The 14,954-nt window shown below is 74.9% G+C and carries 16 protein-coding genes; 7 read left to right on the top strand and 9 right to left on the bottom strand.

The genetic code is table 11. The features are described from left to right. Positions 1–128 precede the first annotated feature (128 nt). A complete protein-coding gene (locus ACGF7U_RS31110; RefSeq protein WP_393112826.1) occupies positions 129–767 on the top strand; it encodes a TetR/AcrR family transcriptional regulator in 639 nt (212 codons plus the stop codon). Beyond that, complete coding sequence (locus tag ACGF7U_RS31105; protein ID WP_393112825.1) at positions 764–1,231, top strand: acyl-CoA thioesterase; 468 nt, start codon at positions 764–766, stop codon at positions 1,229–1,231. The genes ACGF7U_RS31110 and ACGF7U_RS31105 overlap by 4 nt, the downstream gene beginning before the upstream one ends. Before the next feature lie 55 nt (positions 1,232–1,286). Here ACGF7U_RS31105 and ACGF7U_RS31100 read toward each other — a convergent pair whose 3' ends face one another. From ACGF7U_RS31100 to ACGF7U_RS31085, 4 genes are read right to left on the bottom strand one after another with little or no spacing between them, the layout of a single operon-like run. Beyond that, a complete protein-coding gene (locus tag ACGF7U_RS31100; RefSeq protein WP_393112823.1) occupies positions 1,287–2,531 on the bottom strand; it encodes an ABC transporter permease in 1,245 nt (414 codons plus the stop codon). Then, positions 2,531–3,229 (bottom strand): ABC transporter ATP-binding protein, encoded by a 699-nt coding sequence (locus tag ACGF7U_RS31095; protein WP_393112821.1) that lies wholly within the window; start codon positions 3,227–3,229, stop codon positions 2,531–2,533. The genes ACGF7U_RS31100 and ACGF7U_RS31095 overlap by 1 nt, the downstream gene beginning before the upstream one ends. Further along, positions 3,226–4,308 carry an efflux RND transporter periplasmic adaptor subunit gene (locus tag ACGF7U_RS31090; protein WP_393112819.1) on the bottom strand — a complete coding sequence of 361 codons (1,083 nt, stop codon included), beginning with the start codon at positions 4,306–4,308 and terminating at the stop codon, positions 3,226–3,228. Before ACGF7U_RS31090 ends, ACGF7U_RS31095 begins: the two co-directional genes overlap by 4 nt. Next, entirely contained in the window at positions 4,305–4,832 is a 528-nt protein-coding gene (locus ACGF7U_RS31085) for a hypothetical protein (protein ID WP_393112817.1), read from the bottom strand. The genes ACGF7U_RS31090 and ACGF7U_RS31085 overlap by 4 nt, the downstream gene beginning before the upstream one ends. A gap of 190 nt (positions 4,833–5,022) precedes the next feature. On the opposite strand from ACGF7U_RS31085, the gene ACGF7U_RS31080 reads away from it, so the two are divergent. Together ACGF7U_RS31080 and ACGF7U_RS31075 are read left to right on the top strand one after the other, a co-directional pair. Further along, the gene (locus ACGF7U_RS31080) at positions 5,023–5,679 is read left to right on the top strand and encodes a response regulator transcription factor (RefSeq protein WP_393112815.1); all 657 of its coding nucleotides are present in this window, start codon (positions 5,023–5,025) and stop codon (positions 5,677–5,679) included. Next, the gene (locus ACGF7U_RS31075; protein WP_393112813.1) at positions 5,676–6,839 is read left to right on the top strand and encodes a sensor histidine kinase; all 1,164 of its coding nucleotides are present in this window, start codon (positions 5,676–5,678) and stop codon (positions 6,837–6,839) included. The genes ACGF7U_RS31080 and ACGF7U_RS31075 overlap by 4 nt, the downstream gene beginning before the upstream one ends. Before the next feature lie 19 nt (positions 6,840–6,858). On the opposite strand, the gene ACGF7U_RS31070 is transcribed toward ACGF7U_RS31075, so the two are convergent. The 4 genes from ACGF7U_RS31070 to ACGF7U_RS31055 all read right to left on the bottom strand — a co-directional run bounded on the left by ACGF7U_RS31070 (position 6,859) and on the right by ACGF7U_RS31055 (position 8,798). Continuing rightward, the gene (locus ACGF7U_RS31070) at positions 6,859–7,506 is read right to left on the bottom strand and encodes a nucleoside deaminase (RefSeq protein ID WP_393112811.1); all 648 of its coding nucleotides are present in this window, start codon (positions 7,504–7,506) and stop codon (positions 6,859–6,861) included. Then, entirely contained in the window at positions 7,496–8,023 is a 528-nt protein-coding gene (locus ACGF7U_RS31065) for a tRNA adenosine deaminase-associated protein (protein WP_393112809.1), read from the bottom strand. The genes ACGF7U_RS31070 and ACGF7U_RS31065 overlap by 11 nt, the downstream gene beginning before the upstream one ends. Before the next feature lie 114 nt (positions 8,024–8,137). Continuing rightward, positions 8,138–8,305, bottom strand: a complete 168-nt coding sequence (locus ACGF7U_RS31060) for a hypothetical protein (protein WP_350709602.1) — start codon at positions 8,303–8,305, stop codon at positions 8,138–8,140. A 106-nt stretch (positions 8,306–8,411) separates the two neighbouring features. Then, the gene (locus ACGF7U_RS31055; protein WP_393112807.1) at positions 8,412–8,798 is read right to left on the bottom strand and encodes a hypothetical protein; all 387 of its coding nucleotides are present in this window, start codon (positions 8,796–8,798) and stop codon (positions 8,412–8,414) included. Positions 8,799–8,858: 60 nt separating this feature from the next. Between ACGF7U_RS31055 and ACGF7U_RS31050 the strand changes: the two genes are divergently transcribed. From ACGF7U_RS31050 to ACGF7U_RS31040, 3 genes are all read left to right on the top strand, one after another. After that, positions 8,859–9,614 carry a M23 family metallopeptidase gene (locus tag ACGF7U_RS31050; RefSeq protein ID WP_393112805.1) on the top strand — a complete coding sequence of 252 codons (756 nt, stop codon included), beginning with the start codon at positions 8,859–8,861 and terminating at the stop codon, positions 9,612–9,614. 388 nt (positions 9,615–10,002) lie between these two features. Continuing rightward, entirely contained in the window at positions 10,003–12,726 is a 2,724-nt protein-coding gene (locus ACGF7U_RS31045) for a glycosyl hydrolase (RefSeq protein WP_393112803.1), read from the top strand. A 64-nt stretch (positions 12,727–12,790) separates the two neighbouring features. Continuing rightward, positions 12,791–13,867 (top strand): PHP domain-containing protein, encoded by a 1,077-nt coding sequence (locus ACGF7U_RS31040; RefSeq protein ID WP_393112801.1) that lies wholly within the window; start codon positions 12,791–12,793, stop codon positions 13,865–13,867. A gap of 97 nt (positions 13,868–13,964) precedes the next feature. On the opposite strand, the gene ACGF7U_RS31035 is transcribed toward ACGF7U_RS31040, so the two are convergent. After that, a complete protein-coding gene (locus ACGF7U_RS31035; RefSeq protein ID WP_393112799.1) occupies positions 13,965–14,945 on the bottom strand; it encodes a DMT family transporter in 981 nt (326 codons plus the stop codon). Between the last annotated feature and the right edge of the window lie 9 nt (positions 14,946–14,954).

Below are 14,954 nucleotides of genomic sequence, written 5' to 3'. Positions count from 1 at the left end.
TCCCCCGGATGGCGGGGCGGCGTCGTCTTCCGGACGCTCCGGCCGTACGCGGTGCGAGGCCGGTCCGGTGACCACCGTCACTCCACAAAACTATACGACCGGTCGTGCTTATTTATTAGCCTCTGCTCATGACAGTCGACGGACGCGTCGCCCGCGGCGACCGGACCCGCGCCGCCGCGCTGGACGCCGCCGTGATGCTGGCCACCGAGGTCGGCCTGCACGGGCTCTCCCTGGCCCAGCTCGCCGACACGCTCGGGGTCAGCAAGTCCGGCCTGTTCGCGCACTGGCGCTCCAAGGAGGCGCTCCAGCTCGCCACCGTCGACCGGGCGGTCGAGCAGTGGCAGGAGCGGATAGTCGAGCCGGCCCTGCGCGCCCCGAGGGGCGTACGGCGGCTCTGGGCGCTGCACCAGGCCCGCATCGACTTCTACGCCGCCCGGGTGCTCCCCGGTGGCTGCTTCTTCGCCAGCACCGACTTCGAGTACAACGCCCGGCCCGGTCCGGTCCGCGAGCGGCTCGCCGAGGTGTTCGGCCGCTGGACCGCGTTCCTCGAACGGCTCGTCCGGGAGGCCGTCGACGCCGGCGAACTGCCCGCCGACACCGACGTCGCCCAGCTGGCGTACGAGATCGACGCGCTCGGGATCAGCGCCGCGCTGCGCTCCCGGCTGCTGAACCCCGACACCACCTACCGGCACGCCCGCCAGGGCCTGCTGAACCGCCTGCGGGCGCTGTGCCCCGACCCCACCCTGCTACCGGAAGGCCACCCATGAGCCACGCCATCGTCGACCAGCCGGCCGTCGAGTTCGGTCACGTCGAGCACGTCACGGTGCACTTCGACGACCTCGACGCCCTCGGCATCCTGCACAACGCCAGGTACGCGGTGCTGCTGGAGCGGGCCCTGACGCCGTACTGGGCCGAGCGGGGCGTCTCCTTCCAGGCCGGGCGGCAGAGCGCCCCCGACGTGTTCCACGCGGTACGCGAGTTCACCATCACCTACCGCGCCCCCATCACCGGGACCGGGCCCGTGGCGGTGCACTTCTGGCTCGAACACTTCGGCACCAGCAGCGCCGAGTACGGGTACCAGTTCCGCTCCCTCGACGGTCGGGTCGTGCATGCCGAGGGCCGCCGGGCGATCGTCCGGCTCGACCCGGCCACCCTGCGCCCGGCGCCGTGGACGGAGACCGCGCGGGCGGTGGCCGCCACCCTGCTCCGCCCCGCCCCGAGCCCGGCCTGACGCGGTCCGGGTGCGTCCGTCGTCGCGCGGGGCGACCACGGACGCACCCGGACCGTCAGGCCAGCGCCTCCGTGGGGGCGAGCCGGGCGGCACGGACGGCCGGATACAGGCCGGCACAGCCGCCGATCACCAGGGTCGCCGCCACGCCGCCGGCCACCGCCCAGGCCGGCACCACGGTCGGCCACCCCTGGGAGAACGCGTAGCCGGCGGTCACCAGGATGCCGAGCAGCACCCCGCCCGCCCCGCCGAGCGCGGAGAGCAGCAGCGACTCGGCCAGGAACTGGGTGCGGACCTGCCCCCGGGTGGCGCCCAGCGAGCGGCGCAGCCCGATCTCCGCGCGCCGCTCCAGCACCGAGATGACCATGGTGTTCGCCACCCCCACACCGCCGACCAGCAGCGCCACCGCGCCGAGGCCGAGCAGCAGCCCGGTGAACGCCTCGTCGGTGGCCTCCGCGGCCGCCAGCGCGTCCGACGGCCGGGACACCTCCACCTCGTTCGGCGCCTCCGGGTTCGCGGTCGCGCCGAGCACCGACCGGACCGCCTCCACCGACGCCTCCCGGGACCGCGTGTAGACGGTCGTCGGGTGCCCGTCGAAGCCCAGGTACGCCTCCGCCGCCGGCCAGCCGACCAGCGCCGAGCCGTCCAGCTCCGGGGCGAGCGGGGCCGGCGCCAGGATGCCGACCACGGTGAACCAGCGCCCGCCGAGGTGGACCTGCACGTCCGGGCCGGCCGCCCCGAGGCCGAGCCGCCGGGCGGCGGCGTCACCGAGCACCACGGCCGGGTACCGCTCGGTGGCCCCGTTCAGCCAGGTGCCGCTGCGTACCGTCGCGCCCACGGTGTCGAGCAGCCCGAGCTGGGCGGCCCGGGTGGCGATGCCGCCCGTCTCGCCCGCCGGGATGCGGTCGGAGCGGTAGACCGGCGTGTCCGGCACCTGCCCGGTGGCGGCCACCCCGGTAACCGGCCCGATCCGGCGGATCATGGCGACCGACTCCACCGGGAGCCGGGCCTGGTCGCCGAAGAGCGTGCTGCCCGGGGCCACGGTGAGCAGGTTGGTGCCGAGCCGGTCCAGCGTGCGATCCAGGTCGGCGCGGGACGACGACGAGATGCCGACCACCGCCACCATCGCCGCGATGCCGATCGCGATGCCCAGCGCGGAGAGGAACGCGCGCAGCGGCCGGGTGCGCAGCCCCACCCCACCGACCCGGAGCACGTCCGCCGGCCCCAGCCGGGCCGGGACCAGCGGCGGTCGGGTGTCCACGACCGTCAGCCCACGCCTGTCGCGCCGGGTGTCCACGGCCATCAGCGCACCCCCACGACGGCCGGCGGCGCCGAGTCGGCCACCACCCGGCCGTCCCGCATCCGCACCTGGCGGGGCAGCCCGTCGGCGATCTCCCGGTCGTGCGTGATCACCACGACCGTGGTGCCGGCCGCGTGCAGCTCGCGCAGCAGCGTGAGCACGCCGGCGCCGGCCGCCGAGTCGAGGTTGCCGGTCGGCTCGTCGGCGAGCAGCACCGCCGGCTCCCCGACCACCGCCCGGGCGACCGCGACCCGCTGCCGCTCGCCGCCGGATAGTTCGTGCGGCCGGTGCGCCAGCCGGTGACCCAGCCCGACCCGGTCGAGCGCGGCCTCCGCGCGCCGCCGCCGCTCCCGTCGGGGCACGCCGGCGTAGAGCAGCCCGTCCGCGACGTTGTCCAGCACCGGCGTGCCGGCGGCGAGGTGGAACTGCTGGAAGACGAAGCCGATCCGGCGGGCCCGCAGCGCGGCCAGCCGGCGGTCCGGCAGGGTCGCCACGTCGTGCCCGTCGATCCGGACCCGGCCGGCGGACGGGCGGTCCAGCGTGCCGATCAGGTGCAGCATCGTGGACTTGCCCGACCCGGACGGGCCCACGATCGCCAGCAGCTCGCCGTACCCGATCCGCAGCGACACCTCGCGCAGCGCCACCACCCCGCCCGGGTACGTTCGGCTCACCCCGTCCAACACGACGGCGTCGGCGGTCATGCCGGCATCCCCACGGTCATGCCCTCGGCCACGTCCGGGCCGCTGATCTCGACCTGACCGGCGGCGAAGAGCCCGGTGGTGACCGCGACGATCCGGCTCCGCCCGTCGTCGACCACCTCCACCCCGTAGCCGCCCTCGGCGAGGGCCAGCAGCGCGGCCACCGGCACGGCGAGCACGTCGGGCCGCTCGGCCGCGGTGAAGGTGACCTCCACCGACGCCTGGTCGTACCCGGCGAGCTTCGCCGGGTTGGCCAGCGACACGGTGACCTCGATCTTCGTCTCCGCCTCCGTGGACTGCCCGGCGGCGCTGCCCGTGCCGGCGTCGATCACCGTCTGCACGCTCTCGATCCTCCCGGCGACGGGCTCGCCGCCCGGCAGGCCGACGTCGACCGCGCCGCCCTTCTTCGCCAGCCGCTGGTCGTCGACGTCCAGCTCGACGGTGACCAGCCGGCTGGTGCCGGTGTACGTCAACACCGCCTGGCCCGGCTGGGCCGCGTCCCCGGGCGCCGCCTGGTGGCTCTCCACCCGGACCGCGCCGGCCGCGTAGACGATCCGGCCCGGCTCGACCCGGCCGGTCTCGGGCAGCCCCAGTTCCTCCTGCCACTGCCGGACCGCGTCGGCGGTGCTGCCGGTGTACTCGTCGTCGACCGTGAAGCCGTCGTGGCCGAGCGCCCGCAGGTTCCGCTCGAACTGCTCGACGTCCGCCCCCTCCACCCCGGGTTCGAGCACCCGGTACGCGGGCAGCGACCCGTACAGCAGCAGCACCGGGTCGTTGTCCACGGCGTACAGCCGCCCGCCCCGCTTCACCGTCGCACCGGTGTCCGGCACCGCGGTGATCGTCCCGGTGAGCCGGGCGGTGGCGGTGCGGGTGGCGCCGTACCCCAACTCGCCGTCCACGGTCTGGGCGTCGGTCAGCGTCCGCCGGGTGACCGTGGCGGTGGCCGGCGGGGCGGTGTCGGCGGCGGCGGTGCTGCGGTCGGTCCCGTCGAAGCCCACCGCGGCGACGACACCGGCGGCGGCCGCGACCACGACGGCGGCGGTCAGCGCGACCGTCCGGAGCCGGAACCGGCGAGCGCTCACCGCGCGGCTCCGGCGATCTTCGGCGCGTACTGCCGGCACTTCTCCATCGCGGCCTTCACCTTCGCGTCCTTGACGTCGACCGCGTCGAGCCGCAGCTGGATGCCGCCCTCCGCGGAGGGGTCCGGGAACTCGGGCACGCCGTTCTCGCGCATGCAGGCGGAGAACCTGCGCAGCCGCTCCACCTGCTCCGGGTCGAGCTTGCGCTTCTCCCCGCCGTTCGGCAGGTGCTGACGGCACTTCTCCATGGCCGCCTGCACCTTGGCCGGGTCGGTCTGCCCGTCGAACCGGAACAGCCGGCCGCCGCCCGGCTCCGGGTCCGGCACCTCCACCCCGTTCTCCCGCATGCACTCGGCGAACCTCAGCTGCCGTTCCTCGTCGCTGAGCTGGGCGGCGGCGGAGGCCGGCACCGGTTCGGCGCCGCCGGCTCCGCCCGCCGTCGCCACCGCCGGTCCGTCGCCGGGCCCGCCGCAGCCGGCCGCGGCCAGGGCGACCAGCAGCGGCACCGCGAGTAGTCCTCGTCGCATGACACGCTTCCTCTCCGCCCGGCGAGAGCCGCCGGGCGCTTCCCGATGGGCCCGACGGAAGTTGCCGGGCACCCCCCGTTCGGCCCGGCGGTCCGCCGGGCGTCCCGGTCAGTCGACGGCAAGGGGCGTATCCCGGGCGTAACCGTCGGCGTTAACGGCGGCGTTATCCGGGGCGCGGCACCATTGGCGGGTGAGAGTGCTGGTGGTGGAGGACGAGAGCCTGCTCGCGGAGAGCATCGCCGAGTGGCTGCGCCGGGAGGCGTTCGCGGTGGACGTCGCGTACGACGGCGACGCGGCGCTGGAGCGGCTCGGCGTCAACGACTACGACGTGGTCGTCCTCGACCGGGACCTGCCGCTGGTACACGGCGACGAGGTGTGCCGGGCGATCGTGGACGGCGGCGGGGAGACCCGGGTGCTGATGCTCACCGCGGCGGCGGCCGTCCGGGAACGGGTGGCCGGCCTGGCGCTCGGCGCCGACGACTACCTGACCAAGCCGTTCGCCCTGGTCGAGCTCTCGGCCCGGGTGCACGCGCTGAGCCGGCGGGCCCGCCGGGCCGCGCCGCCCACCCTGGTCCGGGCCGGCATCGCGGTCGACCCGGGCCGCCGCGAGGTGCACCGGGACGGCCGGTACGTGCCGCTGTCCCGCAAGGAGTTCGCGGTGCTGGTCGAGCTGCTGCGCGCCGACGGCGCGGTGGTCTCCGCCGAGGAACTGCTGGAACGGGCCTGGGACGAGCACATCGACCCGTTCACCAACGTGGTCCGGGTCACCGTGATGAAGTTGCGCCGCAAGCTGGGCGACCCGCCGGTGGTCGAGACCGTGCCCGGTGTGGGATACCGGATCTCGTGAAGCGCCTCTCGCTGCGGGCCCGGCTGACCCTGATCTACGGCGGCCTCTTCCTGGTCGCCGGGCTGGTCCTGCTCGCGGTCACCTACGTGCTGGTCGAGCAGCGCACGACGCAGCCGTTCGGGGTGGCGCTGCGCGACGTCAAGCCGGTCGTCCACGGGGTGGAGACCAAGCTCGACGGCGTCCAGGCCGAGCAGCTGCGGCTGCTGGTCAACAGGGCCCAGGACGACGCCCGGGAGCAGACCCTGTACTCGCTGCTCACCCAGGGCGGCATCGCGCTGGCCCTGGTCTCCGTGGTGGCCATCGCGTTCGGGTGGCTGGTCGCCGGCCGGGCGCTGCAACCGCTGCACCAGATCACCGGGACCGCCCGGCGGATCGCCGGCGCCGACGTCGCCGGACGCGGCCTGCACGAACGCATCTCGCTGCATGGGCCGCGGGACGAGGTCCGGGAGCTGGCGGACACCTTCGACGAGATGGTGGAGCGGCTCGACCGCTCGTTCGACGGGCAGCGCCGGTTCGTCGCGAACGCCTCGCACGAGCTGCGCACCCCGCTGGCGCTCAACCGTGCGCTGATCGAGCTGGCCGTCACCCGGCCGGGCGCGTCCGAGGACGTCCGCCGGCTGGGCGAGTCGCTGCTCGCGGTGAACGAGCGGCACGAGCGGCTGATCGACGGACTGCTCACCCTGGCCGACTCGGAGAACGAGCTGAGCGCCCGGTCCCGGGTCGACCTCGCCGAGGTGGCCGCGCACGTCGTCGACCAGGCGGTCCGGGCGGGCGACGGGCCGGCGGTGACCCGGGAGCTGGCGGCGGCGCCGGTCACGGGCGACCCGGTGCTGCTGGAACGGCTCACCACCAACCTGGTGGAGAACGCGCTGCGGCACAACCTGCCGGCCGGCGGGTGGGTCGCGGTCAGCACCGGCCTGGTGGCCGGGCGGCCGACGCTGACCGTGAGCAACACCGGCCCGGCGGTGCCCGGCTACGAGGTGGAGACCATCTTCGAGCCGTTCCGCCGGCTCTCCGGGGAGCGGGTCGGCGGTGGCCGCGGGTTCGGCCTGGGGCTGTCCATCGTCCGGGCGGTGGCCCGGGCGCACGGCGGCACGGTGACGGCCCGGCCCCGCGACGGGGGCGGGCTGGACGTCACGGTCGAGCTGCCGCCCGCCTGATCCCCACCCTCCCCGGCGGTCAGCGGAAGAAGGCGCGCAGCAGCGCGGCGCTCTCCGGCTCCAGGACGCCGCCGTAGACCTCCGGCCGGTGGTTGAGCCGGCGGTCGCGCAGCACGTCCCAGAGCGAGCCGGCCGCCCCGGTCTTCGGCTCCCAGGCACCGAACACCACAGTGGACACCCGAGCCAGCACCAGCGCGCCCGCGCACATGGTGCAGGGCTCCAGGGTGACCACCAGCGTGCAGCCGTCGAGCCGCCAGCGACCCAACCGCTCGGCGGCCCGGCGCAACGCCAGCACCTCGGCGTGCGCGGTCGGGTCGCCGGTCAGCTCGCGCTCGTTGCGCCCGATCGCCAGCTCGGCGCCGTCCGGCCCGTAGAGCACCGCGCCGACCGGGATGTCGTCCGCGCCGCCGTCGCCGTCCGCGCCGGCGGAGGCGGGACCGGTGACCGCCACCTCCAACGCCCGGCGCATCCACACCTCGTGCCGCTGCCGCCGACCGGCGCCGTCCGGGTCGGCCAGCCACTCGTCTGCGCCGGGCCCGACCCGGCCGACCGAGCCCGGGGTCGGCTGCCCCGGTCGTACGGTCTCCAGAGCCGGATCGGTGGCGTCGGCCGGCTCGCCGCCGCCCGCCCCCGACCGGCCCGGCCCGACGGACCCGTCAGACCTCACGCAGCTCCTCGACCTCGTCGGCGCAGCCGAGCACCTGGCACACCTCGGCGGTGACGTCGGCGGGCATCATGCCCTCGTGCGCGCAGAGGTTGAGCAGCTTCTGCGCGGAGACCCCCAGGTCGGCCAGGATGTCGGCGTCGCCGACCGGGTCGGCCTCGGGGTCGACGGCGGGCTGCTCGGTCTCCTCGTCGCCGGAGGCGGCCGGGCGCGGCTCGTCGGTGTCGTCCAGCCCGGTCACCGAGGTCTTGAGGTCCCCGACCAGCAACGCGCCCAGCCGGGACTCCTCCGCGTACGCCGAGTCGGAGCCGAAGACCCGCAGGTCCTCCCCCTCGTCGAGGCGCAGGATCACCAGGTACGCGTCCTCCGCCTCGATGAAGAGCAGCGACAGGTCGGCGTCCTGGTCGACGTCGCGCAGCCGGTCGGCGACCTCGTCGAGGTCGGTGACACCCCGCAGGTTCACCTCGGCGGCGGTCCAACCGCTGTCGTCACGCACGACCGCCGCAGCGAAGTACGACACGGTCCCCCCAATAAGCCTCAGCACGCCGACCCGTTACGCGTGCACGTTAGCCGGTCGGGTCGGCAGGCGACCGGTCAACGCCCCGAAGGGCCGGTCAATCCTGGGGAAAACTCATCAGCCGGCGACGCGACGGCGGGTGGCGATGAGCTCCCGCAGCCGCTCGCTGCGTACCCGCTGCGGCCGCTCGCGCTGGCGGACCGCCCGGGCACCCGCCAACTCGGCGAGGAGCTGCTGGCGACGACGGCTGCGCTCGGGATCGAGGCGCGGAGTGGTCCAGGCCATACCGCCGAGGGTGCCGAGTCCGGGCGGCCACGTCAAGCCGGGATTCGCTGCGCAGCCGGCCCGCGACGCAGCGCAGCCACGCGAACCGGGCACCCGCGACGACGGCCTACCAGAGCGGCCAGTTTCCGCTCGACGCCCAGCGGGCCGCCACGATGGCGGCGGCGATGCTCCACCCGCCGGCGGTGACGATCGCGATCCCGGTGGCCACCCCCCGGTCGCCCGCGCGGACCAGCAGCAGCGCGGCCAGCCAGGCCAGCCCGCCGGCCAGCACCGTCCACCAGGCGTACTCGAACACGCTGCGGCCGAGCAGGCCGAACAGGAGCAGCCAGAGGGTGGCCGCGCCGCCGCCCGCGGCGACGCCCGCGCCGGTGACCGGGTGCGGCTCGCGGTAGGTGGGCCGCGACGGCGGCCCGGCCGGAAAGAGCCCCGAGGGGGCGCGCGGCGCCGGCCGGAAGCCAGGGTCGGGCGGAAAGGCGTACCGTCCGGTCGTCACCGACCCCTCCCCTCCGCCGTGGACCTCGTCCCACCGTACCGACTCTGTCAGGATGTCCGGATGCCCTCGCCGACGATCGGACGCCGCCGCGCGCGTCCGGCGTATCCGGTCCTGTTGCTGCTCGTGCCGGTGCTGGCCGCCGGCTGCGCGACGACCCGGCCGGGGCCGGTGCCCGGCACCCCCCGTGCGAGCCTGCCCGCCACGGCCGCGCAGCCGGCGCCGCCCTCCGCCGCCCCGACCCGCGACGCCGCCGCCCCGACCGGCCCGTCGGCGGCGCCGACCCGCGCCGGGCTGCCGCATGTCTTCCCGGTACGCGCGGCGGATGTCGCCTACCACCCGACCCATTCGGCCTACCCGGGGACGGACATCTTCGCCGACTGCGGCGAGCCCGTGGTGGCGGTGACCGACGGCGTGGTCCTGGAGGTCAGCCGGGTGGACCGGTTCGACAGACGGGGCCCTCGGGGGCCCCACAACGGCGGGCTGTCGGTCTCGCTGCTCGGCGACGACGGGGTGCGCTACTACGGCTCGCACCTGCGGGAGATCGCCGACGGGATCGACGCGGGGGTGCGGGTGCGGGCCGGGCAGCGGCTCGGCGCGGTCGGCAAGACGGGCAACGCCAACAACGTCTGCCACCTGCACTTCGGCATCTCCCCGCCGTGCACCGGCCGGGACGGGTGGTGGATCCGGCGGGGCGTGGTGTGGCCGGCGCCGTACCTGGACTCGTGGCGGCGCAAGGGCAACCGCGAGCCGGCCGCCGAGGTGGCCGCGTGGCACCGCCGGCACGGCTGCCCGAAGGCTCCGGCGACGACGGGCTGACCGCCCGCGACCGCCCCTCGGGCCGGACGTCCCGACTCCCGCCCGACGCCGGCAATTGTCGACATCAGTGGTTCACCGCTCGGAAACATTGACGGGAGTCTTGCTGCTGGGCTAGCGTCCCGCCTCAAGAGAGCGCTCTCCGAAGCGACTTTCCTGACAATTCACATGCCCGCCCGCACCCCGTCCCCGACCGGCACTCCCCCGACCGGAGGCACTGTGAAACCTCCCGCGACCCGCCGCACCTGGGCCGTGGCGGCCACCTCCGCCCTGGCCCTCGCCCTCGGCGGCCTGGCCGTCGTCGCCACCACCCCCGCCGAGGCCGCCACCGTCGGCGCCGGCAGCTACACCACCGACCGCGTCGGCCCCCTGCCCACCCGGCTGCGGGGACATGACCACCAACCCCCGGCAGTTCGCCACCGCCGACGCGCCCGCCGGGCCGATCCCCACCAACGACTGGTGGTCGTCCCTGCTGTGGAAGCGGACCAACTGCTCCTACAGCGAGCCGCTGCACGCGCACCCCGTCTCCTACCAGCCCTTCGGCGACGGGCTCGGCCTGTCGGCCACCTCCACCCCCACGATCACCGGCACCGCGACCGGCGTCGGCGAGTTCAAGTACGCGTACGCCGAGGACATCCGCGTCGGCGTGGCCGCGCTCGGCGCCCCCGTCGTCAAGGTCGACGGCTGGACCGACTGGACCGTCACCCCGTACTGGAACGACGGCGCCCGCACCATGCGGGCCACCATCGGCCACGGCCTGCCGTTCGCGTACTTCCGCACCAGCGGCGGCGACGCCCTGGTCAACGCCACCGGCGGCAGCGCCACGGTCTGGTCGAACAGCGGCGCCACGATCGGCTTCACCGTCCGGGGGCACGACTACGTCGCGTACGCGCCCAGCGGCGCCACCTGGTCCGTCAACGGCGGACGGATCACGTCCAACCTGGCCGGCAGGGGCTACTTCTCGGTCGCCCTGCTGCCCACCACGCCGAGCACCGACGCCGCGTCCCGCGCCGAACTGGCCGCCACCTACGGCCGGTACGCCCACGCCCACGTCACCGGCACCCGGGTCTCGTACGCGTACGACCCGGCGACCAGCACCGTCACCACCACGTACGCCTTCACCACGACGCCCCGCGAGGGCACCGCCACCCGGACGGTGGCCAGCCTCTACCCGCACCAGTGGCGCTCGCTGACCGGCGCCACCCCGCTGGCGCTGACCTATCCGTCGGCGCGCGGCCGGATGAAGGTGCTCGCCGGCGTCGACGCGTTCCGCACCTCGATGAGGTTCCACGGGGTGCTGCCGGAGGTGCCCGCCGTGGCGACCGGCGCCGGAGCCGACCTGACCACGCTGCGCAACCACCTGGCGGCGGTCCGGGGCAACCCGATGGACCAGCGCGGCACCGACACCTACTGGACGGGCAAGGGCCTGGGCCGGGCCGCCCGGATCGCCGAGATCGCCGACCAGGTCGGCGACGCGGAGACCCGCACCGCCGCGCTGAACGCCATCCGCGGCACGCTCACCGACTGGCTCACCGCCACGCCCGGCGAGACCGAGGGCGTCTTCCACTACGACCGCAACTGGGGCACCCTCATCGGCTACCCGGCCTCCTACGGCTCCGACCAGGAACTCAACGACCACCACTTCCACTACGGCTACTTCGTCGCCGCCGCCGCGACCCTGGCCAAGTTCGACCCGGCCTGGGCCCGCCAGGACCAGTACGGCGGCATGGTCGACCTGCTGATCCGGGACGCGAACAACTACGACCGCGCCGACGGCCGCTTCCCGTACCTGCGGGACTTCGACATCTACGCCGGGCACGACTGGGCCGCCGGGCACGGCTCGTTCCACGCCGGCAACAACCAGGAGTCCTCGTCCGAGGGGATGAACTTCGCCAGCGCCCTCATCCAGTGGGGACAGGCCACCGGCAACACCGCCGTGCGGGACGCCGGCATCTTCATCCACACCACCCAGGCCGCCGCGATCCAGGAGTACTGGTTCGACGTGACCGACGAGAACTACCCGGCGGCGTTCGGGCACTCGACGGTCGGCATGGTCTGGGGTGACGGCGGGGCGTACGCCACCTGGTTCAGCGCGGAGCCGGAGATGATCCAGGGCATCAACATGCTCCCGATCACCGGCGGGCACCTCTACCTCGGCCACCACCCGGCCTACAACCGGGCCAACTACCAGGAACTGGTCCGCAACAACGGCGGCGAGCCCACGGTGTGGCAGGACATCCACTGGCAGTTCCTCGCGCTCGGTGACCCCGACGCGGCCCTGGCGAAGCTCCGCGCCAACCCAGGCCACACCCCGGAGGAGGGCGAGAGCCGGGCGCACACGTTCCACTGGATCCGCAACCTCGCCGCGCTCGGTCAGGTCCACACCGGCGTCACCGCCAACCATCCCCTGGCGGCGGTCTTCCAGCGCAACGGCGCCCGCACCTACGTGGCGAGCAACATCACCGCCGCGCCGCTGACGGTGACGTTCTCCGACGGCACGCGGCTCGACGTGCCGGCGGGCCGGACGGCGACCGGCGGCGCGCACACCTGGAGCGGTGGCACCGCGACCGGCGGGGTGACCGGCCCGACCCCGCCCACCACGACCCCGCCGACGACTCCGCCGCCCACCACCCCGCCGCCGTCGCCGGACCTCCCCACCCGGTACCTGCTCCCCGGCGGGGGTCTGGCGGCGGCCGGCAGTCCGGCGACCGCCACGGTGGCCGGCGCCGGCGGCGTGAACCGCGACGGCACCCCGACCAACGCGCAGGTGTTCACGGCGACCGGCCTCGATATGGCCTACCTCGGCGGACAGACCACGTTCGACCTGTTCCTCGACGCCGGCACCGCCGTCGGCAACGGGGTCCAGGTGCGGATCTCCTACGACCTGACCGGCAACGGCGGTTGGGAGCGGGTGGAGACGTACCGCTACTTCGCCACCGACCCGGTGCCCGGGTACGAGCACTACACCCAGCAGAGCGGGCTGCACTCCGCCACCGGCGCCCTCGGCAACCTGGCGAACGGCACGGTGCGGGTGGAGGTCTGGTCGGCGATCGGGAACAACCCGAGCACCCTCGGCATCGGCGACAGGTCCGTCGTCACGCTGCCGTACGCCTGATCCCCGCGTCCCGCGCCGCCGGTCGTCCCTGCGACCGGCGGCGCGGAGGCGTATTTTCCTTGGAATGAGCGCCCGGGACCCGATCGCCGATCTCCGCCGGATCGCCTTCCTCCTGGAGCGGGCGAACGAGGCGACCTACCGGGTCCGCGCGTTCCGGTCGGCCGCCACGGCCCTCGCCGCGCTGCCGGCTCAGGAGGTGGCCGAGCGGGCCCGCACCGGCAAGCTCACCGAGCTGTCCGGGGTCGGCGACGTCACCGCCCGCTGCGTCGCCGAGTCGCTCGCCGGCGAGGAGCCGGTCTACCTGCGCCGGCTGGTCGCCACCGAGGGCACCGACCTGGACGCCGAGGCGACCGCCCTGCGGACCGCGCTGCGCGGCGACTGCCACACCCACTCCGACTGGTCCGACGGCGGCTCGCCCATCGAGGAGATGGCGCTCGCCGCGGTGGAGCTGGGCCACGAGTACATGGTGCTGACCGACCACTCGCCCCGGCTGAAGGTGGCCCGGGGCCTGACGGCGGACCGGCTGCGCCGCCAGCTCGACCACGTGGCGATGGTCAACGAGGCGCTGCCGGAGGGCTTCCGGATCCTCACCGGCATCGAGGTGGACATCCTCGCCGACGGTTCGCTGGACCAGGACGAGAAGCTGCTGGCCCGCCTCGACGTGGTGGTCGGCTCGGTGCACAGCGGCCTGAACGACGACCGGGCGAAGATGACCCGGCGGATGCTGGCCGCGATCGCGAACCCGCACCTGGACATCCTCGGTCACTGCACGGGGCGGATGGTGTCGTCCCGGCCGGCCGGGGTGAAGGGGCCGGGCGACCGGGCGCACCGGCCGCGGACCCGGGCGGAGAGCGACTTCGACGCGGACGCCGTCTTCGCCGCGTGCGCCGAGCGGGGCGTGGCCGTCGAGATCAACTCACGCCCGGAGCGGCAGGATCCGCCGAAGCGGCTGATCCGCCGGGCGCTGGAGGCCGGCTGCCACTTCGCCATCAACACCGACGCGCACGCCCCCGGTCAGCTCGACTGGCAGCGCTTCGGCTGCGAGCGCGCCGCCCTGTGCGGGGTCCCCGCCGACCGGGTGGTCAACACGTGGAACGCCGACCGGCTGGTCGACTGGGCACGCGGGCACTCCGCGGGCTGAGCCGTCGTCGGCCACCCACCGGCCGGCTGATCGACCGGGCGCGCGGGGCGCACTCCGCGGGTGTGCCGTCACCCACCGGCCGCCGCGCGGCGACCGCTCAGGGGCGGGTGGCGGGCACGGCGGCCGGCGCGGGCGACGCGGCGACGTCGGCCGGCACGGACCGGCGCCGGCCGATCAGGCCCTGCGAGACGGCGACGCCCACCAGCACGATCAGGGCGCCGACCGGCTGGTGCCAGGTGAGCCGCTCGCCGAGGGCGAGGGCGCCGATCAACACCGCGAAGATCGGGATCAGGTAGGTCACGGCGGAGGCGGTGCTCGCCCCGGCGACCCGGATGTTGCGCATGTTGATGACGAAGGCGAGACCGGTGCCGAGCGCGCCCAGCGCCAACACGCTGGCGATCACCTCGGGCGAGAGACTGGTCGGCACCGGGGGCGCCCCGGCGACGAACGGCGCGACGACCGCGAGCTGGGCCACAGCCATCACCAGCTGTGCCGCCGAGAGCGAGAGCCCCGAGTGCGCGCTGGCGGCGACGAACTTCTTCTGGTAGGGGATGGCGACGCCGTAGCAGGCCGCGGCGCCGAAGCACATCAGTTGCCCGACGAAGTGCGCCCCGCCCACGCCCTGCCAGACGCCGAGCACCACCAGCACGCCGACGAAGCCCAACCCCAACCCGACCGCCCGGCGTACGGTCAGCCGCTCGGTGCGGAACACCAGCACCGCCAGCGGCAGCACGATGAGCGGGGTGGTCGCGTTCCAGATGCCGGCGAGCATCGACTCCACCCGCTGCTCGCCGTAGCCGAAGAGGGTGAACGGCACGGCGACGCCGAGCGCGGCGACCACGGCCAGGTGCGCCCAGACCCGCGGCTCGGTGGGCAGTCGGTCCCGAAACACGGCGAGCACCACCAGCAGCGTCACCGCGCCGGCGCCGACGCGGTAGAGGGTCAGGTGCAGCGGGTGCAGCTCCTCGACGCCGACCTTGATGAACAGGAAGCTGGAGCCCCAGATCGCGGCGAGTGCGATGAACCCGGGCAGCCAGCTCCGCAGCGCCGCCCGGTCAGGAGTGGATTCCGCCGTCACTCCTGACAC

This window comes from Micromonospora sp. NPDC047670, from assembly GCF_043204915.1.
GTDB lineage: Bacteria > Actinomycetota > Actinomycetes > Mycobacteriales > Micromonosporaceae > Micromonospora.
This window is presented reverse-complemented; position numbering and strand designations above follow the sequence as displayed.